Annotated in this window: 23 protein-coding genes; 9 read left to right on the plus strand and 14 right to left on the minus strand. The window is 43.0% G+C overall.

The window, feature by feature from the left end; translation table 11 throughout:
* Nucleotides 1-22: 22 nt before the first annotated feature.
* The 7 genes from WHS38_04420 (at nt 23) to WHS38_04450 (ending at nt 5,507) form a co-directional block, all read left to right on the plus strand.
* Nucleotides 23-1,570: an Rne/Rng family ribonuclease gene (locus WHS38_04420; GenBank protein MEJ5300215.1), complete on the plus strand. Its 1,548-nt coding sequence runs from the start codon at nt 23-25 to the stop codon at nt 1,568-1,570.
* A complete protein-coding gene (gene hemL, locus WHS38_04425; GenBank protein MEJ5300216.1) occupies nt 1,570-2,874 on the plus strand; it encodes a glutamate-1-semialdehyde 2,1-aminomutase in 1,305 nt (434 codons plus the stop codon). Before WHS38_04420 ends, hemL begins: the two co-directional genes overlap by 1 nt.
* Nucleotides 2,875-2,945: 71 nt before the next feature.
* Complete coding sequence (locus WHS38_04430) at nt 2,946-3,194, plus strand: AtpZ/AtpI family protein (GenBank protein MEJ5300217.1); 249 nt, start codon at nt 2,946-2,948, stop codon at nt 3,192-3,194.
* Entirely contained in the window at nt 3,181-3,579 is a 399-nt protein-coding gene (locus WHS38_04435; protein MEJ5300218.1) for an ATP synthase subunit I, read from the plus strand. The genes WHS38_04430 and WHS38_04435 overlap by 14 nt, the downstream gene beginning before the upstream one ends.
* 4 nt (nt 3,580-3,583) lie before the next feature.
* The gene (gene atpB, locus WHS38_04440) at nt 3,584-4,309 is read left to right on the plus strand and encodes a F0F1 ATP synthase subunit A (GenBank protein MEJ5300219.1); all 726 of its coding nucleotides are present in this window, start codon (nt 3,584-3,586) and stop codon (nt 4,307-4,309) included.
* Nucleotides 4,310-4,388: 79 nt separating this feature from the next.
* On the plus strand, nt 4,389-4,769 hold the full coding sequence (gene atpE, locus WHS38_04445; protein ID MEJ5300220.1) for an ATP synthase F0 subunit C: 381 nt from the start codon (nt 4,389-4,391) through the stop codon (nt 4,767-4,769).
* A 105-nt stretch (nt 4,770-4,874) separates the two neighbouring features.
* Nucleotides 4,875-5,507, plus strand: coding sequence for a redox-sensing transcriptional repressor Rex (locus tag WHS38_04450; protein MEJ5300221.1), 633 nt, complete (start codon nt 4,875-4,877; stop codon nt 5,505-5,507).
* Here WHS38_04450 and WHS38_04455 read toward each other — a convergent pair.
* The 8 genes from WHS38_04455 to WHS38_04490 all read right to left on the minus strand — a co-directional run bounded on the left by WHS38_04455 (nt 5,493) and on the right by WHS38_04490 (nt 16,078).
* Entirely contained in the window at nt 5,493-7,895 is a 2,403-nt protein-coding gene (locus tag WHS38_04455; protein ID MEJ5300222.1) for a hypothetical protein, read from the minus strand. The genes WHS38_04450 and WHS38_04455 overlap by 15 nt on opposite strands.
* Nucleotides 7,879-8,934 carry a 4-hydroxythreonine-4-phosphate dehydrogenase PdxA gene (pdxA, locus tag WHS38_04460; GenBank protein ID MEJ5300223.1) on the minus strand — a complete coding sequence of 352 codons (1,056 nt, stop codon included), beginning with the start codon at nt 8,932-8,934 and terminating at the stop codon, nt 7,879-7,881. Before pdxA ends, WHS38_04455 begins: the two co-directional genes overlap by 17 nt.
* A 90-nt stretch (nt 8,935-9,024) precedes the next feature.
* Entirely contained in the window at nt 9,025-9,942 is a 918-nt protein-coding gene (gene nadA / locus WHS38_04465; protein MEJ5300224.1) for a quinolinate synthase NadA, read from the minus strand.
* Entirely contained in the window at nt 9,920-10,708 is a 789-nt protein-coding gene (locus tag WHS38_04470) for an outer membrane lipoprotein carrier protein LolA (protein ID MEJ5300225.1), read from the minus strand. The genes nadA and WHS38_04470 overlap by 23 nt, the downstream gene beginning before the upstream one ends.
* Before the next feature lie 25 nt (nt 10,709-10,733).
* Nucleotides 10,734-13,052, minus strand: coding sequence for a DNA translocase FtsK 4TM domain-containing protein (locus tag WHS38_04475; GenBank protein ID MEJ5300226.1), 2,319 nt, complete (start codon nt 13,050-13,052; stop codon nt 10,734-10,736).
* 7 nt (nt 13,053-13,059) lie between these two features.
* Nucleotides 13,060-14,742 carry a ribonuclease J gene (locus tag WHS38_04480; protein ID MEJ5300227.1) on the minus strand — a complete coding sequence of 561 codons (1,683 nt, stop codon included), beginning with the start codon at nt 14,740-14,742 and terminating at the stop codon, nt 13,060-13,062.
* A gap of 20 nt (nt 14,743-14,762) precedes the next feature.
* On the minus strand, nt 14,763-15,524 hold the full coding sequence (locus WHS38_04485) for a lysophospholipid acyltransferase family protein (protein ID MEJ5300228.1): 762 nt from the start codon (nt 15,522-15,524) through the stop codon (nt 14,763-14,765).
* Between the two features lie 113 nt (nt 15,525-15,637).
* Nucleotides 15,638-16,078, minus strand: coding sequence for a hypothetical protein (locus WHS38_04490; protein ID MEJ5300229.1), 441 nt, complete (start codon nt 16,076-16,078; stop codon nt 15,638-15,640).
* A gap of 157 nt (nt 16,079-16,235) precedes the next feature.
* Here WHS38_04490 and WHS38_04495 point away from each other — a divergent pair, with 157 nt between their 5' ends.
* Together WHS38_04495 and WHS38_04500 are read left to right on the plus strand one after the other, a co-directional pair.
* Nucleotides 16,236-16,997, plus strand: coding sequence for a methyltransferase (locus WHS38_04495; GenBank protein ID MEJ5300230.1), 762 nt, complete (start codon nt 16,236-16,238; stop codon nt 16,995-16,997).
* A gap of 4 nt (nt 16,998-17,001) precedes the next feature.
* Nucleotides 17,002-17,790, plus strand: coding sequence for an alpha/beta fold hydrolase (locus tag WHS38_04500; protein ID MEJ5300231.1), 789 nt, complete (start codon nt 17,002-17,004; stop codon nt 17,788-17,790).
* A gap of 36 nt (nt 17,791-17,826) precedes the next feature.
* Here the strand turns inward: WHS38_04500 and cydB are convergent, their stop codons facing one another.
* From cydB to WHS38_04530, 6 genes are all read right to left on the minus strand, one after another.
* Complete coding sequence (cydB, locus tag WHS38_04505; protein ID MEJ5300232.1) at nt 17,827-18,855, minus strand: cytochrome d ubiquinol oxidase subunit II; 1,029 nt, start codon at nt 18,853-18,855, stop codon at nt 17,827-17,829.
* A 24-nt stretch (nt 18,856-18,879) separates the two neighbouring features.
* The gene (locus WHS38_04510) at nt 18,880-20,187 is read right to left on the minus strand and encodes a cytochrome ubiquinol oxidase subunit I (GenBank protein MEJ5300233.1); all 1,308 of its coding nucleotides are present in this window, start codon (nt 20,185-20,187) and stop codon (nt 18,880-18,882) included.
* Nucleotides 20,188-20,206: 19 nt separating this feature from the next.
* Nucleotides 20,207-21,403: a flavodoxin domain-containing protein gene (locus WHS38_04515; GenBank protein ID MEJ5300234.1), complete on the minus strand. Its 1,197-nt coding sequence runs from the start codon at nt 21,401-21,403 to the stop codon at nt 20,207-20,209.
* Between the two features lie 12 nt (nt 21,404-21,415).
* Nucleotides 21,416-21,607, minus strand: a complete 192-nt coding sequence (locus WHS38_04520; protein ID MEJ5300235.1) for a rubredoxin — start codon at nt 21,605-21,607, stop codon at nt 21,416-21,418.
* Nucleotides 21,608-21,676: 69 nt separating this feature from the next.
* Complete coding sequence (locus WHS38_04525) at nt 21,677-22,258, minus strand: rubrerythrin family protein (protein ID MEJ5300236.1); 582 nt, start codon at nt 22,256-22,258, stop codon at nt 21,677-21,679.
* Entirely contained in the window at nt 22,224-22,682 is a 459-nt protein-coding gene (locus tag WHS38_04530; protein MEJ5300237.1) for a transcriptional repressor, read from the minus strand. Before WHS38_04530 ends, WHS38_04525 begins: the two co-directional genes overlap by 35 nt.
* Nucleotides 22,683-22,753: the final 71 nt, after the last annotated feature.

Below are 22,753 nucleotides of genomic sequence, written 5' to 3' on the forward strand. Positions count from 1 at the left end.
ACATTTAGGGGGATGATATAAGGTGTCTGGAGAACTTGTAATAAATGCAGCTCCTTATGAAACTCGAGTTGCTCTATTGGAGAACGGGCATGTGGTTGAGTTTTATTTTGAGAGGCCATCTGATAAAGGTATTACCGGTAATATATATAAAGGAAGAGTTGTAAGAGTGCTTCCAGGTATGCAGTCGGCCTTCGTTGATATTGGTTTGGAGAGGGCGGCATTCCTTCATGTAGGGGACGTGATTTTTAATCACGAAGACATAGCTCTTGAAGAATTTCTGCAGTGTGAAAACGGAACGGGCGATAACGATAAACAGCCCAACGATTTACAAACTTCCTTTCTGGAGTCATCACCTATAGAAGATTTGCTTCGAGAAGGACAGGAAATTCTGGTTCAAATAGCCAAGGAACCACTCGGCACAAAAGGAGCCCGGGTTACTACTAATATTACGATACCAGGAAGGAAGCTGGTCCTTATGCCGCTTGCTCGCCATGTGGGCGTATCGAGGCGGATTGAGGACGAAGTTGAACGGGAACGACTGAGAGAACTCATGAATTCCATCAAGCCATCCAATATAGGCTTTATTGTAAGGACAGCCGCTGATGGAACGGATGAGCGAAAGCTTGTTGCCGAGATGGATTTTCTCCTGAAGGTTTGGGAAAATATTAAAGAAAAGGCATCGAAAGCACCTGTTCCTTCGCTTATTTATAGAGAACTGGACATTACTCTTAGGGCAGCTAGAGACCTCTTCGCTAAAGAGGTGGAAAGGCTCATTGTGGATTCCGAGAAGGAATATGAGAAAATTGTTAACTTTCTGGAAACCTTTGCTCCCGGCCTCACAACTCAGGTGGAGCTTTATCGTGGTAGCCAGCCTATTTTCGACTTTTACGGTATTGAAATGGAAATTCAAAGAGCTCTTGAAAAAAAGGTCTGGCTCAAATCCGGAGGGTATATTGTAATAGAATCCACAGAGGCTCTTACCACCATAGATGTTAATACAGGAAGGTATGTGGGTAAGAGGAATCTGGATGAGACGATTCTCAAAACAAACCTGGAGGCGGTTCAAGAAATTGCCTGTCAGCTTAGACTTAGAAACATTGGTGGCATTATAATTATCGATTTTATTGACATGGAAAAGCCTTCAGATCGGGAGAGAGTTTTTCAGGCTCTGCTGGATGCTCTGAAGCGAGACCGAAGCAAAACCAAAGTCCTGCCCATGTCGGAATTTGGACTTGTGCAGATGACTCGAAAGAGAACGCGAGAAAGCATTGGACGACTTCTACATGAAGCTTGTCCTTATTGTGAAGGCACAGGGTTAATCAGGTCGAAGCAATCGATTTGTTACGAAATTCTGCGGGCGATAGAAAGGGACAGGAACGAGCTTTTTGGAAAATCCGTGGTTGTAAGGGCTCATCCGGATGTGGTGGGGCTTTTCTATGACGATGAGAGATCATCCTTTGAATATGTGGAAGAGAGTTTGCATGCAAGGATATACCTTCAACCTGATGCTTCCTTGCATCATGAGGAATTTGACATTGCGGTTCTTGGAGAAGAGAGGAGGAGCGAGTGATGGCGTCTAGGGAGTTGTCTAGTAGTTTGTATGAAAGGGCAAAGAAGGTGCTTCCTGGGGGAGTTAATAGTCCCGTGAGGTCAGCTCGAGCTGTGGGAACTCATCCAATCTTCATTAAAAAAGCTCATGGATCATTTATTTGGGATGAAGACGGCAATAGATATATAGATTACGTATGTTCCTGGGGACCCCTAATCCTTGGACACAGCCATCCAGAAGTGGTTAAGGCTATTCAGGAAGCGGCTGAAAAGGGCACTTCTTACGGGATTCCCTGCCGTCTTGAAGTGGAAATGGCAGAACAAGTGGTGAAAATGGTTCCATCCATTGAAGTGGTTAGGTTCGTAAATTCTGGGACAGAAGCTGTTATGAGCGCTATAAGGCTTGCTAGAGGAGTCACTGGTCGGAAAAAGATTATAAAGTTCGACGGATGTTATCATGGTCATAGCGATGCCTTATTAGCGAAATCTGGGTCCGGGGTTGCAACCTTTGGAGTGCCTGGTAGTGCGGGAGTTCCGGAAGAAGTAGTTTCTCAGACGATTATTCTTCCATACAACGATTTGAAAGCCGTCGAAATGGTAATGGACAGTGACGGGAAGAACATAGCCGCAGTTATTGTTGAACCAGTGGCGGGAAACATGGGAGTTGTTCCGCCAGAAGAAGGGTTCCTTGCTGGTCTTAAAAATCTTTGCGAAAGACATGGATCTCTTCTGATTTTTGATGAGGTTATTACAGGGTTTAGGCTCGCCCCTGGAGGAGCTCAGGAATACTACGGGATAAAACCTGATATTACCTGCCTTGGTAAGATCATTGGAGGAGGGCTTCCCGTTGGAGCTTACGGAGCATCGTCTGATATTATGAGATATGTAGCCCCTGATGGTCCAGTCTATCAGGCTGGGACTCTTTCCGGAAATCCTCTCGCTATGGCTGCAGGGCTGGCTACTTTGAGAATTTTAGAACAGAATAGCATTTACGACGACTTAGAAAAGAAGTCCGAATATCTCGAGCGTGGGTTAAGAGAAGTGTCAGATAAGCTAGGTGTTGCGGTAACCATTCAGAGAGTTGCTTCCATGGGTTGTGGTTTTTTCATAGATAAGCCTGTGAAAAACTTCGATGACGCTAAGGAGTGCGATACGGAAGCTTATGGGGTTTTTTTTAGGGAGATGCTGAATCGAGGCATTTATCTTGCTCCGTCTCAATTTGAAGCATTTTTTGTGAGCAATGCTCACACGGTAGAAGACCTTGATTTAACAATTAAAGCGGCAGGAGAAGCTCTTGTAAGTGTTCAGAACATGAGGAAGCGGTAACAAAAAAAGATTGACTAAATGAGTTACTATGTGTTAGATGGCGTTGTGAAGGTTTACACGAGATAGGAATCATGAAAAAAAAAACTAGACAATACATCAAGCAAGTTGCAAATGCATCAACAGTTGGGCTTTCTATAGCTTTTGCGATATTCATTGGGCTGGGCATCGGTTTTTGGCTTGACGGTAAATTAGGAACCTGGCCCTGGCTTACGATGATCTTTATGGTTTTTGGGATAGTAGCTGGCTACAGGAATTATTATAGATTCGCTAAGCGTCAGCAAAAAGAGGAAGAGGAGAAGCGAGATCTTGGTAGTAGTTGATAGAGAGCTAAATCTAATTGTTGAAAAGATAAAGATCGTTAACGGTCTGCTAGGGGCAATAGCTATACTGATTGGGTGTGCAGTTTCGTGGAAAACAGGAATTGGTGTTTTTGTTGGATGGCTTTTGATGGCTCTTAATCTCGAAGTCTTGGAATGGCAACTAAAGAGGATTTTTGGCGGAGCTGTTCCACCGAGGAATAAATTTGCAGTGTTTTTGAAGTATTATGTTAGGTTTCTTGTGCTTGTTGCTATTATATGGTTGATAATAGATTTAGGACTAGTTCAGCCTTTAGCTCTTTCGGCTGGGCTTTTGGTTTTTGGACTTAGTTTTATTGTGGTTGCGGGTGAAATATTTATCAAAATGGTCTTAAAAAGAGAGGGATAGAACGATGGAACATCCGGTTCTTTTTTTGCCGCTTTTGCTTCAGAAGTTAGGTATACCAGTAGTCTTAAGCGCTGATGAAGCGCATACGCTTCTTCAGAAGCTTCTTCTTCCCCATGTTATTTACGGGTGGCTCATAATGGGGATTCTGATCGCTATAGCCTGGATGGTTTCTAAAAAGCTAGAAGTAGTGCCTGAGAAAGGTCAAAACTTCTTCGAAACGGTGCTGGTTGGTATCGAGGACTTTATGATTGGTATTGTTGGCGAAGAAGGTCGATTTCTCTTTCCTCTTATTGCTTCGCTGGGGATTTTCATCCTTTGTAGCAATTATATGGGCATGATCCCTGGATTTTACGCTCCTACGGCTAATTTGAACACAACTCTTGCCTGCGCTCTTATAGTTGTTGTTTTTACTCACGTTTTAGGCGTTAAATATCATGGCATAAAATATATTAAACACTTTCTTGGTCCGGTTCCGTGGTTGATACCACTTATTTTTCCGATCGAAATTATAAGCCATCTGTCAAGAATTCTCAGCCTTTCCATCCGTCTTTTCGGAAATATCTTTGGTGAAGAACTGGTGCTTGGTATTCTCTTCCTTCTTGCAGGACTTTATCTTGCTCCGCTTCCAATGATGGTATTGGGACTCTTTACAGGATTTATTCAGGCATTTATATTCTGTGTTCTTTCTATGATGTATTTTGCTGGAGCTATGGAAGAAGCCCATCATTAAGCTTTGAGACTTGAGAGGAAGGCCGGTGTGTTTTGATGGTTTAACAATAAAAAAATTTACGTTCGGAGGAGGAGTTGCTATGCGTAGAACTGGTTTGATGACTTTGTTGTTCTCCCTTGGTTTGACCGCTCTCGCTTTTGCCGCTGAACCGGGAAAAGCTGGGGATGCAAGCACAGTTGCAGCAGGACTTGGTTTCTTCTCATACTCAGCCATCGCTGCAGGGCTTGCTATTACCTTCGCAGCCCTCGGGTGCGGAATAGGTCAGGGTATTGCTGTTAGAGGTTCAGTAGAAGGCATCGCTAGAAACCCTGAAACGTCTGGTAAGATCACCGTGACCATGCTCATCGGTCTGGCGATGATCGAATCTTTGACGATCTACGCTCTCGTTATCGCTCTCATTCTTATTTACGCAAACCCTGTAAGCAAGCTAATCCAGGGATTTATAGGATTGGCTAAGTAGTAGAGTTTCCCGTTGAAAAGTTTATTTTCATATTAGTTAGACATCGAAATGAAGGGAGGTTTGGGTTCTCCCTTCATTTCTTCAATCTGTAAATAAAAGGGCGCCATGAAGTTCACAAAAATACCCCTTGCAACTATTAACAGACTTTCGGTTTATCTCAGGGTTCTTCAGGAACTTGTGGGTGAGGATGTGGAAGTTATCCCATCCGAAAAACTTGCTAAATACTGCGGTGTGAACCCTGCCCAGATAAGAAAAGATCTTGCTTACTTCGGTGAATTCGGCGTTCGCGGGGTCGGATACCGAGTGGTGGACCTCGTTCACCAAATTAGGGAAATCTTAGGTCTAAACCGCACCTGGAACCTTGCCATGGTGGGGATCGGAAATCTTGGTTCCGCCCTTATAAGATACGCAAATTTCGTAAAACATGGTTATATTTTTGTCGCAGCTTTCGACGTTGATCCTAATAAGGTTGGAAAGCGTTTACCTAACGGGCTTATTGTAAACCACATAGACGAACTCGAAGAGATTGTAAAAGAAAGGAACGTTTCTGTAGGTATTATTGCAACTCCCGCAAGTGCCGCTCAAAGTGTAGCAAATCAGCTTGTTCTTGCGGGGGTCAATGGGATCCTTAATTTCGCCCCTGTTCAGATTCAAGTCCCGGATTGTTGTTATGTCGAGAATATAGATTTCACTATAAAGTTAGATGCGATTGCATATCATCTGTCAGCTAATTTCTGATGAAGGACCTTCGTAAATTATATTACCTCCATGGGGGCCATTGCCGGGTCCCATAACTATAGTCCAGTCACTAACGTTTTTAACTGAATCGTGAGAGTCACAAACAATAATGGTGTTTCCAGACGATAAGAGGCGTTTCCAGAAATCTATAAGATTTCCTATGTCTATCAGATGCAAACCTGCTGTGGGTTGATCGAAGCAAATAACCTGGTGTTTGCCGGGTGATTGAGAAAAAACAACCTGTCTTATCATCCATATTTTATAGAGTTCCCCGCCAGATAAACTAATTAGAGGCTGTCCCATGGTTATATGAGAAAGCCTTGTTGATATTGCCATCTCCAGAACAGCCTGGATTCCAGGGATAAAGTGGAAAAGTCTTGAAACGTTTCCAAGATTCATATCCAGCACATCGGCAATAGAATATCCTTTGTATTTTACAAGCAATACTTCATCCCGGTATCTTCTGCCGTTGCAGGAAGGGCAGGGCACGGAAAGCCTCAAATAATTGGAACTGCTATTAGAAACAAATCCTTTGCCACCACAGCGAAAACAAGCTCCATCGGGGGTGTTCCAAGAAAAGTGGGAAGGCTTTAAACCCTTCTGTTTGGCTTCCTTCAGTTGGGCAAAGAATTGGCGAATCGGAGTAAAAATATTAAGAAAGGTTGCCACAGTAGATCGTTCAGTCGGCATCACTATAGCCATTTTTTCTTTTACAGGTATCACAGAATCAATAAATTGAGGTGAACGAAGTTCTTTATAGGTTTTGACCTTGATGGGTTTTTTCAAAAACTCAGATCTGATAGCCGGCACAAGACCGTCAAAGACAAGGGAAGTTTTGCCAGACCCCACAGGTCCAGTAACGTAAGTTAAAAGCCCTATAGGAAAAGATGCTGAGACATTATTTAGATTGTGAACCGTAACACCGACCAGCGTTATTTTTTTAGATCTTTTAAGAGCAGACCGTTTTGACATGTGAATCGTTTGGTGGGTGTCCGATAAACTTATGCGTCCCTTGGGGTAATCTTTCACTGATCCGCTCCAGATTACTTGCCCGCCTTCTGTTCCCGCTCCAGGACCAAGTTCCACAACAAAATTTGCCATTTCAAGAGCTTCCGGGTGATGATCGACGATTATTACAGTTTGCCCCATTTCTATTAACGTTTCGATCTTTTGCTTGAATTGAACTCGCTCGCTGGTATCAAGAAATTTCAAAGGTTCATCGAAGATGGTCAGAACCCCTACGGGTGGGTTCTTCCAAAATTCGATGAGACGAAGCTTCTGGAGTTCTCCGGCGGATAGAGTAAAAAGATGTCTTTCAAGCGAAAGGTAGTCGAGGTGGAACTCATGAGCAGACTTTAACCACTCAAGATAAGGATTTAATAGTCCATCTTTTAGGCTGAGATCGAATTTTTCCATCCAGTCTTTTACTGCGGATATAGGAAGAGAAAGCAATTCCGGAAATGAGTGATCGTGAAGCAACACTTGGAACACAAGAGGATTTCGCTTTGTGCCGTGGCAAACTTCACAACCTGTGGCTCCACAGTTACTGCACTGACCGAAGGGATGACCGATATTAAAAATATGGGTTGAAAGAGAAGGGAAGAGTTGACCACAACAGGAACAGATTGGCTTGCTGGAAAAAGAAATTTGTTCTCCGTCGGGCGAGACGAAAACAACTCTGTCGCACTCACTCAACCTAAGAGCTGTGGCGCAAGAATCCACAAGCCGACTGCGAGCTTCCTCATCCACAATAAACCTATCAACAACCACGGAAAATTCGTGTTCTTTTCTCCATCCGATTTCTTCTAGAGAGTCGGCAGTGATGACTTTACCATCCAGGATGAACCTTACAAAACCTTCTCGAAGAAGTTGTTTAATCGTCGATGGAATTTTGGAGTGAGATATTGGACGCATGGGGGCGGTAATGTAAAATCTGGTTCCTTGAGCATAACGATGAATTATTTCATTTGCTATAGTAACTGGATCCCAGGCTGCAACAGGTTCTTTGCATTTCGGACAGTAGATCGTTCCCATAGTGACGAATAGATTTGCCAATACGTCGTTAATCCCTGTGAATTCTCCGATAGATGTTTTAAGAATATTTGACGGTATCTTTTGTTTTAAGGCCACTGTCACTGGTAGGTTGCTCACGATTTCTACCTGGGGGATCCTGATTGGTGCAATATCCGATCCTGTGACTTTGCTTAATAACTGGGAATATGTCAGAAAAGATCTAGCAAATATAGTTTCAAAGACGAGGGACGATTTACCTGATCCGCTAACCCCTGTTAAAAGGGTTACTGCATTAATAGGAATTTCGAGATGATCAATTTTTAGATTATTCGTTCTGGCGTTATGAATGATAATTGTCTTACGGGAAAGCTTCATAGAGTTTCTTTTTCGATGTTGCCATATATGAAGCCAGACAAATGGCGGCTTTAAGGCTGTTGGGGCTTGCTATGCCTTTGCCGGCTATGTCGTAAGCCGTTCCATGATCAACCGATGTGCGGATTATGGGTAAACCGAGAGTAATATTTACGGCATCATCAAAATGAAGTAACTTCAAAGGAATCAAGCCTTGATCGTGATACATGGCTACCACGGCGTCAAAATGCCCCTGAACTGCCTTGTAGAAAACCGTGTCAGGAGGGTATGGACCGGATATTTCCCATTCTTTGTTTGACCGAAAAGATTCGACCGCCGGGACGATAACTTTTTGTTCTTCATCCCCGAAAATCCCTGATTCACCTGCGTGAGGATTTAGACCACAAACGGCTATGCGGGGAGGTTTCAAACCAAAATAATTTTCCAGAGACCAGGCAGTTACTCTGATAGTTTCACATATCTTATCCACTGTTAGAAGTTCGCTTACACTTTTTAAAGGCTCGTGAATGGTTACGAGAGATACTCTAAGTTGCGTTCCCGCAAGCATCATAACTGCCTTGTCTGATCCTGTCAGGTGTTTGATGAATTCTGTATGTCCAGGGAAGGAAAATCCGCAGGTTTTCAAACTGGCTTTGTTTATAGGAGCAGTGCAAATGGCATCAACGGTTCCTTCCATAGCCATTTTTACTGCTTCTTCTATGTATTTTACAACGGCGTGAGCTGTATTTATGGTTGGTTGAGCTGGGATTATGTCTTCAGAAGAAAGTGGAAAAGGGTTGATAACTGGAATTAAATCACCACTAGCATTGGAAATCGCCTTTTCTACATTGGAGAAGATTTCAAATCTAAAGAGCATGTTAAGTTTTTTTGCAATCACTTTAAGAGCTTTCTCGTCCCCAATAACAACGATTTTTGCTTGTTCTCTGACGGAAAGATCCGATAAAGCCTTGCAGATTATTTCCGGACCGATTCCGCAGGGATCCCCCATTGTCACCGCAATGATTGGTCGCCTGTGATTGGATGGCTTTGCTTCGTTGGGCACGAATGAAACTCCTTTTTCTTTGTGCTAAATACTTAAATTTAGCTTGCCGTCCTGCTGATGTGAATAATTTGTCTCAGCAGGAAAATCTCCTTAAGTAATAGCGAGCATCTTCTCTATAGCTTTGAGAGCATCAATTCGCACATTTTCCGGGACAACAGTTCTTGGCTCAAGAGTTTCTAGCGATACCAACACATCTTCCAGAGATATTTTTTTCATGTCAGGACATAGAAGTTTAGAAGATGCAGGATAAAATCGTTTGGACGGATTTTGTTTTTGCATTGTGTATAGAATGCCCATTTCGGTCCCGATAATAAATTCATTCGACGGTGATTCAGCCACGAAACGAAGCATACCGGAAGTACTGAAAACCCCATCGGCCAGGTCGATTACGTCGGGGGGACATTCCGGGTGAGCTATGAAAAGAGCTTTAGGATGTTCTTCCTTGGCTTTCATTACATCTTCTGCGGATAGATTGTGATGTATAGGGCAGTAGCCATTCCAGAAAAGGATACGTTTTTTAACATGGCGAGCTGTATAAAGAGCAAGGTTTTTGTCTGGCGCCATATAAACGGTATCCGAATCTAGTGAAGTAACTACCTTAATAGCGTTTGCCGAGGTGCAACATATCGTGCTTTTAGCCTTTACAGCCGCTGTGGTGTTTACATAGGTCACAATGGGAACTCCGGGATGTTCTCGCTGGATTTCTTCCATATCTTTGGGAGTGATCATGTCAGCCATCGGACAGCCAGCGTCCTGTCTGGGAAGTATTACGATCTTATCAGGGTTTAATACCGCTGCTGTTTCTGCCATAAAAGCCACACCGCAGAAAACAATGACCGAAGCTTTTGTTTCTGCCGCTTTTCGACTGAGTTCTAAAGAGTCCCCGGTAAAGTCAGCAATGTCTTGAATTTCAGGGGGCTGGTAATTGTGAGCCAAAATTACAGCGTTGCGGTCTTTTCTGAGTTTTTCAATTTTTTGAACAACATCACTTTTTGATAACTGATTCATGGCTGCAGTCCAAGACTCCTTTCTTTTCTTCAAATAGTTTCATGAATTTGTCGTAAGAAATGGTTTCTCCTTGCTCGTTAGAAATTGATACATCTTGGGGAAAATTGGGCATAAATTCTTTCTGAGAAAATGATCCTTCCCATTTCTGGTTCGTAAATATAAGCATATTTCTGGTTCCTGCCTGATCCTCTCCAATGATTCTAGTCAAAGTTGCATCGGGCTTATGTATGACTAGTTCTACTTTGGCAATTTGAGCATCGTTTACTTTGGGTTTTAAAACAACAATAAAACTTTCAGGGTCACTTTCTGATCGGGACCAGTCAACTACTTCAAATGATTCTAGAATGCTTTTAAGGAATGCTTTTGCCACAACGGATTTATAGAGAGAACCTGTGTCAAAGACCTGAACTTCCCTGTCCTTCACTGCGTAGAGCCATCCTATAGCAGGGTAGGTGACGACAACCTGTTCCTCCGGAGAATGATACTCCCACCGCATAAGACAGGGCTTTGCAAAACTGAAACGACCTGTAGCTTCAGCCGATGGAGCAGTAACATTAGGGGGGTATATTTGTTGAATAAAATCAGCATAAAAAAAATTTGCCGAATGATACTTTTGCTCGATAGCTTTGACGAGACTGATTGCTTCCTTAAGGTTAGCATTCTCAGCAGATAGAATTTTTCCTGAGCCTGTTATTAAAATTCCAATCGCAACCAATATGGTGAATAACCAACTTGTAGTAGATTTACAAAGCCTTTTCCTGTTCATTTAAGCAAATCCTTTCTAGAGCTTTTCAGGAATTTCTTGGAGGCCCAAGCACCTCTCTTGGCTTGATACCGTCCGAAGGTCCCACAATGCCCTGTTTTTCCATAAGTTCTATCATTCTAGCAGCTCTATTGTAACCCACCCGTAGTCGCCTCTGAAGCATCGAAATAGATGCTTGCCGAGTTTCGAGCACGAGCTTTACCGCTTCTTCGTATTTTTCGTCAATATCTTCGTCGCTTATTTCACCTGAAGTCGCATCCTCAGTAAGATCTATATGTTCTGGTTCCCATCCAGCAGTCTTTGCCTGTTCTCGCCAGAAGTCCGTAATGCGTTGCACTTCCCGATCCGATATAAAAGCACCATGAATGCGCTGAAGTTTTGCTGTTCCCGGAGGGAGGAACAACATGTCTCCCGAACCGAGAAGAGTTTCTGCTCCGGGAGCATCCAGGATAGTACGGGAATCTATTTTTGAAGAAACCTGAAAGGAGATGCGCGATGGAATGTTCGCCTTAATGAGACCGGTAATTACATCCACGGATGGCCTCTGAGTAGCAAGAACAAGATGGATTCCTGCTGCTCTGGCCATTTGAGCAAGCCTCGTAATGTATTCTTCCACTTCTCGAGAAGCTACCATCATTAAGTCCGCCAGTTCATCTATAATCACAACCAGGTAGGGTAAAGGTTTGAAATCGTTTCCTTCCGATGTCTGTTTTTTCTCTTCCGCCACTTTCTTATTGTAACCTTCAATGTTTCTGGCGTTGAATTGAGCCATAAGCTCATATCTTTGTTCCATTTCTTCCACTGCCCACTGTAAAGCCTTGGTAGCTTTTTTGACATCGGTTACGACCGGGTGAATTAGGTGTGGAATACCTTCATAGAAACTCAACTCAATCCGTTTGGGGTCGATAAGAAGAAGTCTTAAAGTAAAGGGAGTATTTCTAAAAAGAAGGCTTGTAAGAATTGAGTTAAGACATACACTTTTACCTGTTCCCGTAGCCCCTGCAATAAGAAGATGGGGCATTTTTGCCAGATTGGTTGCCACAGGACTACCGGTGGTATCTTTTCCTAGAGCTATGGTTAAAGGGGCGGTGGCTTCCTGAAACTCCGATGATTCAATTACTGAACGTATGCTAACTAACTGTCTCTTGGCATTTGGAATTTCAATTCCAACTGCTGCCTTACCAGGAATTGGCGCAACAATACGAATGCTCATGGCCTTTAGCGCCATGGTGAGATCATTTTGGAGGTTCACGATCCGGCTTATTTTAATACCAGGTGCTGGCACATATTCGAACATGGTGATCACAGGACCTGGAAGAATGTTGACAACTTCACCATGAACACCGAAATCAGCTAGCTTCTGAGTCAGCACTTCCGCCTTTTTCTGAAGAATCTTGGAGTCTTCATAGTCCTGACGAGTTTCATACTTGTCCAGAAGATCGATACTGGGAAAACCAAAAGAATAGAATGATGTGGACGGTGGGGATGACGATGGACGATGCGAAGATTCTAATTTTTTAGTGTTAGATTCTACAGACGGACGATTACTGGGGATGGATGGTGCAGATTCCACAAGGCTACTGGCGAAGAGGTTGTCTAGAACGGGGTCATTATTATTAGGTTCGGCGGATGTAGAGAAGTTATTAGATGATGTTATGACTGCTACGGGGGTAAGTTTTCCCCTAACCGTGTTAGAATTTTTATTGTTTTTGGATGAGGTCTTACGGAAGTTTTTAGCTCTTATTGCAGAAATGGTGTTCGTTACAACTTTGCCTAAGTAACTGAAAAATCTAGAGAGATGCCCGCCAATAAAATGTGCGAGATATTTAAGATTTGCAAATATTTCCAAAAGACTCCAGGGAAGAAAAGCAACCGTTACGCATAAACCAACTCCCAGCACTATGATTATAGTTCCTGTATATGAAAAGATTTCAATCATGTGCCTTGTGATCCATTCTCCCACAATGCCCCCACCAGAAATCTTTTCTCCTCGAAGATGGATCTCCTTAGCAAAAAGGCTTAGCAGAATGGAACTGCTGACAAGTCCAAGGATAGGCACAAAAACATAAAAAACTAATTTTAATTTACGTTCCCAAAAGATGTCCCATGCAAGCCTGAAAAGAGTGATGGGGAGTATCAGAGACGCTAATCCGAAAGGGGTATAAATAAGTCTTGCAAGATGAGACCCAAAAAGCCCCATCCAGTTTTTTGTTTCAAGCCTCGATGGCGAAAAACCAAACAAAGTAGGATCGGAAGGACTATAGGATAAAAGGCTGAGGAGGATAACGGTGCTTCCAAAGGCTATAGAAATTCCCAAAAGTTCATGTTTCTTTCGCCTGTCAATCACCTTTTTGCTATACCTCCATTACAATAGGATAGATGACAGGTCGCCTTCCTAAGATTTTTACAAAGAATTTTTTCAATTCTTTGCGAATTTCACGTTGAATTTCTCCAGCATCAGGTATAGCGCCCCCTTCGATATAACGGTCAAAGATTTCAAGGATAAGGCACTGTGCACAGTGGATTATGTCAGAGTTTATCTCTTCTGATATAAACCCTTTACTAAAAACATCTGGACCACTGAGAATACTTCGATATTCCTGATCAATTACAAGGGAAACTATGACAAGCCCGTCTTCTGCCAGGTGTTTTCTGTCTCTTAGCACGGGTTTATCAATATCACCAATGCCCTTACCGTCAACAAATACTCTTCCAGAAGATATTTTAGGGCTCAGAACTGCACGCTCCTGCCACAAATTTAATACGTCACCGTTTTCAAGAAGAAAGCAGTTTTCGGGGGGTATGCCGATTTCTCTGGCTAGAGCACAGTGTTTAGCAAGATGGCGATATTCGCCATGAATGGGCACAAAAAACTTGGGCTTAACCAACCCGATCAACCATTTAAGTTCTTCCTGATGGGCATGGCCAGAGGCATGAATAGCTTCCACGCTTTCGTAAATAACATTCGTTCCTCGACGATAAAGATTGTTGATCACATTATGAATTGTCCGCTCATTGCCTGGAATAAATTTGGACGAAAATACAACCGTATCCCCCGGTTTCAGTTTGATCCACTTATGGTCATCAAAAGCAATTCTCGTTAAGGCGCTCATCGGTTCGCCCTGAGTTCCTGTTGTTATCATCACAACCCTGTGATCTGGCATAAAGGGAAGGTCTTTGAGAGCTATCTTGTCTTCGGGAGAAATGTTAAGATAGCCCAGTTCTTCAGCAAGCCGCACATTGGTTTGAATGGATTTGCCGTGAAAAAGGATCTTTCTTCCAAATTGTCTAGCTGTGTATATGATTTGCTGGATGCGGTGAATATTGCTGGCGAAAACGGCTATAATGATGCGCCCTTTGGCCACTTGGAATATGTCCTGAAAAGTCTTGCCAACCTCTTTTTCTGAAATTGCATAGCCTTCTCTTTCTACGTTTGTAGAATCTGAGAGAAGAAGAAGCACTCCCTGTTCGGAGTATAGGCTCAACCTTCCGATATCAAAGACCCTGCCATCAATGGGAGTATGATCAATCTTGAAGTCGCCTGAATGGACAATAACTCCACAGGGAGTAGAAATAATAAAACCAACCCCATCAGGAATGCTGTGACATACTCTAAAAGGTTCTATTATAAATGGACCTATCGAAAAAGGTTCTTTGGGAACGATAGTATGAAAAGATGTTCTGCCGAGCAGGTTATGTTCAGCCAGTTTTTCCTTGATAAGAGCCAGAGTAAAGGATGTTGCGTAGATAGGGACGGGGAATTCCTGAAGCAGGAAAGGAATTGCTCCAATATGATCTTCGTGTCCGTGTGTGACAATCAGTGCCTTAACTTTTTGAGCGTTATCTCGTAAGTAGTCAAAATCCGGAATTACAATATCGATCCCGAACATTTCCTCTTCTGGAAACATTAGGCCAGCATCTATGATAAGGATCGAGTCTTCATATTCCACTACCATCATGTTGAGGCCTATTTCTCCGAGCCCGCCTAGAGGAATAATCTTCACAGGGTAAGAGGAAATGGACTGACTGTTATTCATTATGGTGTAACCTCTCTTAACTATTCAGATTGTGATGCTGAAGGCTGATCGCATATGCCACCTTCTTCGGGAGTAAGCCCCTGACGTATTGCTTTTTCCACGAGCGATATAAGATGATCTCTGTCGTCAATGCTGTAATTTTCCGTTGGAATGGGAGGATGAAAAGTAAGAGTAATCACGCCGGGATTAACAATCCATGATCCCTTGCGCATGATTCGGTAAGAACCGCTTATACTGATGGGTAGAATCGGTTTTTTGCTTTTAATCGCCAGAATAAAACCGCCTTTTTTAAAAGGCTGTAACACTCCGTCACGACTTCTGGTGCCCTCAGGAAAAATCATTACTGATGCACCTTCTTGTATCTTTTCTGCAGCCTTGTCTATACTTTCAAAAGCCTTAGCTCTGTTACTTCGATCTATCGGGATATAGCCAATTAATCTCATTGCCTGTCCCACTATTGGGATTTTGTAAAGTTCTTCTTTAGCCAACCATCGGAATTGACCCGGCACATAAGCAAGCAACACAAAGATGTCAAACCAACTCTGATGGTTCCCCATATAAACATAAGTCTCCTTGGGATTTACAAATTGCTTATTTCTTACAATGACTTTTGTGCCTGTGGCTTTTAGTTGAATTAGTCCCCAAATGCGAGCCCAATAATAATGCCCTAGATCGGGATTTTTGGTAATTAAAAGAGTAACCAGGGCACCTATCCCAAAAATTATGGTGGAAACCACCAAAACCAAGAAAAAAACGGCAGTTTTTAAGTAAGTTCTAAGCACGGCTTCTACCCCTTTTTTTGGTTCTTTTAGTTAATCTAGGTCTTACTGGATCACATTACAAAATTTACTCCTTTGCCGACTTTTTAGCAATCAGCTAGAAAATAGCTTTTTCATCAGCCAGCCTGTCTAAACCTGGGGTCAATAAGAACGATGGAATCAACAATCTTTGCGTATTCGGTATCAGAAATATGATCAAAGGATTCTCTGGGAATAAATCGCATTGTGGATGAGACTGTAGGGGAGAAGACTTTTCCAGCCTGTATTGCGGGGTTTTTAAGATAAAATTTGAAGCCTTCCCCCATATTTATGATCATATCGAGCAGTTCGTTGTCCTCAAAAAGTTCTACAAGTGAGAGATTGTGAACTGTAGCTCTGCCATGCACTATTTTATGATTTCCATCCTTTTCCACTTCCAGAAAGGCATCCCGTAAAGCAATCCCGCGGCGTGGCTCATTTGTGGTAATCACGAAGGCTTCTTCTATTATATAGGTTCCTTCCCTTACGAACATTTCTTCAAACTTGCGGCAATCTTTCAACATCCGTTCTTCTGCCATTTCATCTCTCCTTGCATTTTGATCTTTAATAAAAATTGTTGTATGGTCGATTTGTTGCGATTAAACAATCGCTACTCCACATAAATTCATGCTCTGTGGAGAAAGATTTCGCACCAGTTCAGTATCATAACTTTGCCAAAAAGAAAGGACAAACAGCATGAACATTTCATCCATTATGACCCTTTCGCTTGATGAACTCATGGATATTATACGATCGCGCTATAATGTGGAAGTTGAATCCGTTAAGATCGGGAGCAAGACGTTGAAGTTGCTCCAGATAAAAGATATGGAAGATCAGATATTAAAAAAGTTAGAAGAAACCTTAAATCAGACTCCGGGTAGCGTTTCTCCCGCACGCCCCGAACAACTTAGCGATGAACTTTTATTGCATCTTATGGAAATGCAGTGGTGGACCAAAATATGGGAACCGAGCTTTGTTCTGGCACTCTTTATGGAGAAAACCCCGCCAGTTCCCGGACAAAAAGTGCTTGAAATCGGTGCTGGGATGGGCATTGTGGGCGTTTATGCGGCTCTCTGTGGACATGATGTAACTATAAGCGACATAAGCGAAGATGCTTTGCTCTTTGCACGAGCTAATGCATTGATGAACGATTGTCCTCATGTGCCAGTAGTAGCTCTGGATTGGAGACTCCCTTACACAGGACGCCCCTTTGAGATGATCATTGGTTCTGAAGTGGTCTATGATCGCCGCACATACGACATCCTGATTTCCTTCCTGAGCCAGGCATTGGCCCCAGGAGGCACTATATTTCTTGCTAAGAACAAAGATCTGAAGACTCCTCTGTTTTTTGAAAAGTTGGTAACCCACTTTAAGTTTAAACAAATGATCGTGAAACTCAAAGGTGGTGACGCTCCGATGGAAGTCGAACTCTACGCCGTTAGACGAAAAGAGGAATAAAAATATGAGAGCAGTCTTACGCCATTTCGTAAACGGTGAAATTCCCGTTGTTGTTCACGAACCAGAGGGAATGACAATTGGCACTGTTGTTCTCCTCCACGGGCTTATGGGCTACAAAGATTCGGAAAAGTTTGTGGCAATGGCGGAATCCTTATCCGAGAATGGCTTAAGAGCTGTGATGTTCGATCAGGCTGGATCAGGTGAGAGCAAATCCCCGTTAAAACATTCCCTTATATTTTCTCGATTTAGGGACTTAGTGACCGTGATTGAATGGATAAAGTGCGATGTGTTTAAATCAGGAGAAAAGTTATTTTTATGGGGGTCCAGTTTTGGTGGCTATCTAGCTTATCTTTACGGTTTCTTGTATCAAGATGTTGTAATGGTCATGCCGGAAAAGATTCTACCCGATGATCATCCCTTAAAAGCCGATGCTTTGATCTCCTGGGCCACCCCCTTTGACGTTTCTGCTCTGGAAGGTTTCTTAAGACGATCCAAACCTTTTTGTGATTTTCTTGATCCGGCAGATCCTTTAGGACATCCAAAGAATCTTGAAAAAATCGGTGTTGTATTGAAAGCCCAACCTGAGATTTATCGCCCGTGTCTGATAGTTCATGGTATAAAAGACGAAATTGTCCCCTGGAATGACGCTGTTCGTATAAGGGACGTAACGGGTGGAGACATGATTTTATTTGATGAGGCCGATCATCGGTTTCTGAATTCCGAAGACAGAAGCCTTGCTATAAGGGCAAGCCTTAGCTGGCTTTTGAGGAGGCTGGGATCGAGCAGATTTTAGATGAATCTTCGATCCCAGCCCAAACTATAGTCGGCATTAATAGCCGCTTTCTTCTTCGGTTACAGGGTGGCTAAACAGCTTATAAACCCATAACTGGTAAGCTATAACCACAGGAACGAAGATTACAACTACTGTGAGCATAATCTTAAGTGTGAGAGGACTCGAAGCAGCGTTGTAGATAGTAAGGCTGTAAGCCGCATCGAGGCTTGAAGGAAGGAGATTGGGGTAAAGCCCCACAATTCCAAAGAAGGTCACTCCAACAATAATTATGGCTGATGACGCCCAGGCATACCATGGGTGTTCTTTTTTAATGAAATAAAAAACACCAGCAATTCCACCAAGAACGGCAAGAGGAATAAGAACTGACGGAACGGCGTAAAGAAGGGGTTTTTCGAAATAGTTTACATAAAGAGAAGTGTTAAACCATGTGGCAACCAGAAAGCCTGCGGCTACAAGGACAGTGGGAAACCACAGGTTTTTAGCATATTGAAAACCTCTCTGTCTTAGTTCTCCTTCGGTTTTTACAGCAAGCCAGATGGCTCCATGAAGCAAAAACAGGCAGAGAAACAGGAGTCCACCTAATATGCCGTATGGATTGAGAAGATCTACAAGGCTACCTCGGAATATTCCCTCGCCATCAATAGGCACACCTTTGAATATGTTAGCAAAAGCTACTCCAAAGAGTATAGCCGGGATTATACTTCCCAGAAATACCCCCGTATCCCATAGCTTCTGCCATCCTGGACTGGTTGATTTATCACGAAATTCTATGCTTACACCTCTTATGATAAGAGCAAAAAGGATGATCATGAGCGGTGAATAAAAGCTACTGAATAAAACTGCGTAAGCTGTTGGAAAGGCAGCAAAGGTGACTCCTCCAGCGGCAATAAGCCAGACTTCGTTTCCATTCCAGAAGGGACCTATTGCATGATAGATTGTGGCGCGTTCTTTCGGGTTTTTAGCAATAAAAGGGCTTAGGGCGCCAAGTCCCAGATCAAACCCGTCAAGCATGAAATATACTGCCCATAAAAGTCCCCATAGAAAAAACCATATTGAAAGAAGCATTGCTTCCCCTCCCTTGTATTTTTATTAATTTGCCGCCTCGGGACCTTCTTTGACAAATTTTACTATTAGATATGCGGCAATAATTCCGATAACTGTGTAAAGAACCACAAGCCCAAATAATGAAAAAAGCACCTGACTTTTTTCAAGCACAGAAGCGGCTTCGTTTGTCTTAAGGATTCCATAGACAACCCAGGGTTGCCTTCCGACTTCGGTTAATGTCCAGCCGGCTTGGAGAGCTATGTAGGGGAGCGGGAGAGCAAATAAAAATAGCTTTAGTAGACGAGGATGGTTTTCTATGTTTTTCCTCTTTATCCATCCAATGAAAGCCAGAATCGGGAAAAGGAATCCAAGACCTACCATTATGCGAAAAGACCAGAAGGTGATAGCCACAGGGGGACGCTCGTCTTTAGGAAAATCCTTCAAACCTTTAACGGTTGCCTTTGGAGAATGGTAAGCTAACATGCTCAGCAAACCTGGTATTTTGCCGATTTCAACGAGATTTCGCTCGTTTTTTTCATCTGGAATTATAAATAAATACTGAGGAGCATAATCTCTCGTTTCCCAGAAGGATTCCATAGCTGCAAGCTTTGCAGGTTGATATTTAGCCACTTCAGCCCCGTTCATATGTCCCTGGATTACCTCCAGAACGGAGAAAATAAGAGCCATACTAACCCCTAATGCGAAGGATCGCTTGAAAAAGTCTATGTGTTGCTTCTTTAGCAAATGATAGGCGCTTATTGCCATTACGAAGAAACCGGTAAGAATGTAAGAACCGGCGAGAGTATGAAAGATTTCGTGTAAGGCAAAGCTCTGGGTTATAAGAGCCCAGAAGCTATCGAGTTCTGCGCGATCCCCGCGAATAACGTATCCAACCGGGTGTTGCATCCAAGCGTTTGCTGTAAGGATCCAGAAGGCGGAGATATTGGATGCCAGAGCCACCAGCCATATGCTCACAGCGTGAGCCTTTGGAGAAAGTCGTTTCCATCCCAGCGCCCATACAGCAATAAAAGTGGATTCAAGAAAGAAAGCCACCGAAGCTTCGATGGCAAGAAGAGATCCAAAAACATCCCCAACATATTTGGAATACTTAGCCCAGTTGGTGCCAAATTGAAACTCAAGGGTAATACCTGTAACTACCCCCACAGCAAAGTTTACCAGAAAAATCTTTCCCCAGAATTTAGCCATGTTACGGTAGGTTTCGTCCCCTGTCTTTACATATTTGGTTTCCATGAGCGCGATAAGGATGGAAAGTCCGAGAGTAAGAGGGACAAACAAAAAATGAAAGTAAGTTGCTGCGGCAAACTGGAGCCGCGATAGAAATACTACGTCCATTTTTCAATCCCTCCCCTGGTTAGACAGTTTCTTTGATGCGTTCTCCAAGCTTACGCCCTAGTTCGTAACATTTTTTAAGGGCTTCGTGATCGGGGACATACTGGATTCGTAGAGGTTCCTCTATGATTTGTTCTACTTTCATTTCGGAAAGATATTGAGATATGATTTTAGCCGCTTCGCCGCTCCAGCCGTAGGATCCGAAGGCAAAACCAATCTTTCCTACAGGTTTAAGCCCCTTCATGTATGTCAGGATATCGGCAATAGTTGGAAAAATGCCGTTATTTATAGTGGGAGATCCAACCACAAGTCCTTTAGAATCTAGAAGTTCCGTCATGATGTCACTTCTATGATAAACTTTAAGCGACATGGGAATAGTTTCTATTCCTTCGTCAATCAGCCCATCAGTTATAGATCTTGCCATTTTTTCTGTGCTGTGCCACATGGTGTCATAGACAACAATGGCTTTTCTCTTAGCTTCCTGGCGACTCCATCGGTCATAGGCTTCAATGATAGCAAGGGGATTTTTTCTCCAGATAAGGCCGTGATCTGGAGCGATCATGTCGATATCAAGATTCAGTTCTTTAACTTTTGCAAGAAGCTTCTGTACGAGAGGAGAGTATAAAAGCAAGATGTTGGCGTAGTATTTGGCAGCATGATTCATCAATTCGTCAAATGGAACTTCATCATCAAAGCGAGCGCTCGTTGCCCAGTGTTGACCAAAGGCATCACTCGATATGAGAAGTTTGTCTTCGGGAATGTATGTGAACATACTGTCTGGCCAGTGAAGCATGCGAGTTTCGATAAAATGAATTGTTTTTTTGCCTGTCCGTATGGAGTCTCCGGTTTTTACGACTTGATAGGGAAGGTCAGTTCGCTTGAAGTGCTGAACCAGAGCTTTTTCGCCCATTTCAGAACATATAATCTTTTCGGGCTTGATAGCATCCACTGTCTGAAGGAATGATCCCGAATGGTCCATTTCGACATGGTTTATAACCAGATAATCGATCTTATTGGGCTCAACGATCTGACTTATGTGATGAAGCAACTCATTGAAAAAAGGTCCTTTTACCGTGTCAACGAGCGTAATTTTATCGTCCTTTATGAGAAAAGCATTATATGTTGTGCCTTTGTAGGTTGAATAGCCGTGGAAGTCTCGAATATTCCAGTCTATAGCACCTACCCAAAAAACATCGGGCTTTATTTCTACCACTTTCATGTGACCCCCTTATTATTTAGCGGTTGATGGAGTTTCTACGGGTCGAAACATTTTTTTAGATGCTCCACATACAGGGCATTTCCAATCATCGGGAAGATCTTCAAAAGGGGTGCCCTTGGGAATCTTCCCTTTTCGATCGCCTCGGTCTGGATCGTATATATATCCACAGTTTGTTGTCTGACACTGCCATAGCTTAGGATTCAATTTGGCACCTCCTGTAAAAGATAAAACCTGGGCATGTTTTTAAGCCCAGGTTTTGTTGTTGGTTAAAACTTACCAGTTTTCCCCGAGAAGTTCGAAATAGGCTTTTGGATGGGCGCAAGCCGGGCATTTATCGGGAGCAGTTGATCCTTCATGAATATATCCACAGTTTCTGCATCGCCAAGTAACCGTAGATTCTCTCTCGAATACTCTCCCAGCTTCTATGTTTGCCACGAAATCACGATATCTCTTTTCGTGATATTTTTCCGCCACGGCGATATTTCTGAAAACCGTAGCGATTTCAGGAAATCCTTCTTCGTCGGCTATCCTTGCGAATTCAGGATACATCTGGGAATGCTCGTAAAGTTCACCTGCTGCTGCAGCAAGAAGATTTTCCTTCGTAGAACCTACAACCCCGGCCGGAAACGAGGCTTCGATTGTTACTTCGCCGCCTTCCAGGAAATTGAACAGTCTTTTCGCATGTTCTTTTTCTTGGTTTGCTGTTTCTTCAAATATCGCGGCTATTTGTTCATAGCCTTCCTCTCTAGCCTTAGATGCAAAATAAGTGTAGCGATTTCTGGCTTGAGATTCGCCAGCAAAAGCCGCCAGAAGATTCTTTTCAGTTCGTGTTCCTTTTAGACTTTTCCCTGCCATGTTTACCATCCTCCTTTTGACTTGGTCGTTCCTGCCTTTCTTCCTGGGATGCTTTACACTCCGAGCAAAGCCCCCGAAATTCAATAGTCCATTCCTGGATATCGAATCCCCAGGCTTCTTTCACATAAGCTTTGGGATCTAGACGGGGATCCATCATAATATCTTCTATCTTGCCACAACGGATGCACTGGGCATGGGCATGGAAATGAGGATTACCATCAAAGCGCTTTTGAGTGCTACCGTGAAGTGTAAGCTTTTGTATGAACCCTTCGGAAGCTAACATTTCAAGGTTACGGTAAACTGTGGCAAGACTTATACGAGGCAAACGTGGTTTAATCATGGTGTAAAGTTCATCCGCCGTTGGGTGAGTCTTCAAATGCCTTATAGTGTCAAGAATAATTTTTCGTTGTATTGTCATCCTCATTTTTTTATCTTCTCCTTTGGTAGCCAAACAAGAATTTAATAATCATTATCAAAATGTCAAGTTAGCTTTTT

The organism is Thermodesulforhabdaceae bacterium, from assembly GCA_037482015.1.
Taxonomy (GTDB): Bacteria; Desulfobacterota; Syntrophobacteria; order Syntrophobacterales; family Thermodesulforhabdaceae; genus JAOACS01.